Consider the following 1,708-nt stretch of genomic DNA (forward strand, 5'->3'; position numbering starts at 1 on the left):
GCGTGCACCAGATGTTTTGAACACTCCTGCGGTTGTCGAAGTTTCAAAGCCGCCAGGAAACAACAGCGAGACTTTGCCGCTTTTCCTACGCTCACCATCCCCTTGCACGTCTCCCACGCCGAGAGAGTCGAATCCCGCCGCCTCGGCATACATGCCGCGCACATCAGGCATGCGGAGCGTACCTGCGCCCAAATCCTGCACATAGTAAGGAGCGCCGCCGATGCCATCCCATCCTACAGTAGTCCCATCAGCGTTGGTATGCCATATCGCTTGCGTCATTGCTTGCCACTCGGCTTCAGTTTTGAGCAGCAGTTGTCCGTCGGCTGTTTGCAAATACTGCCAAATCGGCCATTCTGTAATGTTTTTTCCTTGATAGACACCACTAATAACCCCGCCTTGAAGTGGTGCGAAGCCGGGCTTGAGTATTGGGTGCCGGAAATAGTAAAACTCGCCAAGGTCATATTTGTCGCTTTGCACGACTGATATTTTGCCCATAGCGTCAATTTTGATGGTCACGCCGTCAGGGTTTACAAGCCCGTTGACGCCCACCTTGGCAATGCCTGTCTTGTCTGCAATCAGCCGTTGGATGGCCGCCAGCACCTGGGCGTTGTTGGCCTTGTCCGGCGTGACATTGGCCGCCGCGAGTATGGCTATCAGCTCTTCCTGCACGGCATTAAGCCAATCGTCCGTTACCGTGGTTGCAGGAACGGGAATTGTGGGGTCGCCTTCCGTAAATCTGTTGTCCGGCGTTGCTGTACTGCTGTCTATCCTGTGCATAGCTCCCCTCATGTATACGCAATCAGCGCCACGGCGTGGGCTGGTTTGCGCTGGTTAATGATGCACTCCAAAATACTGTCGCCCCAAGTGCGCAGGGCCTCGCCCGCCACCGACTGCCCGGCCTTGAACACACGGGGGGCGTCGCTGGGCGTTGTAACGCGAAATGCATACGTCCAGTCGTCATTGGTCAGCGGGTCGCCAGCGCGGGAGTGTCCCGCCTTGAATGGCGTAAATTCATCAATCGTGATCTCGTACCCGGCAAGTGCTGCGTAGCGTTTGAGCCATGCGTGGGAGATGCCGCCGCGCTCAAGAAAGGCCACGGCAAGCTGGGCAATCCGCTCTTGCAGCAACTGGTCGCCTTTTGAGCATGCGCCGGGCAGGCCGTATACACGCTCCCAATCCGGCAGATACTGCTGCCACTTCCAAGGCTGGAGCGCCCCAAGCACTGCGGCGCTGGCGGCCTGCACGCGGTCAAGCTCCGCGCCGTCAACGGCAAGGGATACCTCCACGCCCGGCGCGTTAACATCATAGGATACAGGCGGCAGCAAGGCCGCCAACAGGGCACTATGTCCCATGTTTCACCCTGTCCCGTTCTTCGGCGCGCTTGGCGTTGTTGAAGCGCTCCAGATCGCCCACAAGGTAGCCGGTGATGCGGCGTGTGCGGTCAAACTTCATACCCACACCGACCAGATGGGGCATGGCTGTACGCGTTTCGCGGTTGGCAATGGCGTCTGTCATAATGCCTCCAGCATCAGATAGCCCAGACGGCACCACTCAAGGGCGCTGGGGACGACATTGGCTCCCGGCTCACGGATTACAACGTCCGCAACGCCGTCCAGCGACGACACGGCGGCAAGCAGACGCGACAGCACAAGGCTTTCGCCGGGGGCAAGTCGGGCAAATTCGACTTGCAGCACGGTGGTGACTGCGG

At 58.9% G+C, this 1,708-nt stretch carries 3 protein-coding genes and 1 pseudogene; all 4 read right to left on the bottom strand.

The features are described 5' to 3' along the window. Positions 1–669: hypothetical protein (locus V6C07_RS02700; RefSeq protein WP_333534842.1), on the bottom strand; the 669-nt coding region annotated here is incomplete at its 3' end. A 116-nt stretch (positions 670–785) separates the two neighbouring features. Further along, positions 786–1,352, bottom strand: coding sequence for a YmfQ family protein (locus V6C07_RS02705; protein WP_333534843.1), 567 nt, complete (start codon positions 1,350–1,352; stop codon positions 786–788). Then, on the bottom strand, positions 1,342–1,515 hold the full coding sequence (gene nrdD, locus V6C07_RS02710) for an anaerobic ribonucleoside-triphosphate reductase (RefSeq protein WP_072312616.1): 174 nt from the start codon (positions 1,513–1,515) through the stop codon (positions 1,342–1,344). Before nrdD ends, V6C07_RS02705 begins: the two co-directional genes overlap by 11 nt. Then, positions 1,512–1,708 (bottom strand): annotated as a pseudogene (locus V6C07_RS02715) (baseplate J/gp47 family protein); the annotation flags it as partial. The gene nrdD and the pseudogene V6C07_RS02715, both read right to left, overlap by 4 nt.

It is taken from the genome of Desulfovibrio sp. 1214_IL3152, assembly GCF_036763055.1.
Lineage (GTDB): Bacteria > Desulfobacterota > Desulfovibrionia > Desulfovibrionales > Desulfovibrionaceae > Desulfovibrio.

Coding starts and splice junctions, on each gene's coding strand:
- V6C07_RS02705 (WP_333534843.1), bottom strand. CDS start 1,352: ATGGGACATAGTGCCCTGTTGGCGGCCTTGCTGCCGCCTGTATCCTAT.
- nrdD (WP_072312616.1), bottom strand. CDS start 1,515: ATGACAGACGCCATTGCCAACCGCGAAACGCGTACAGCCATGCCCCAT.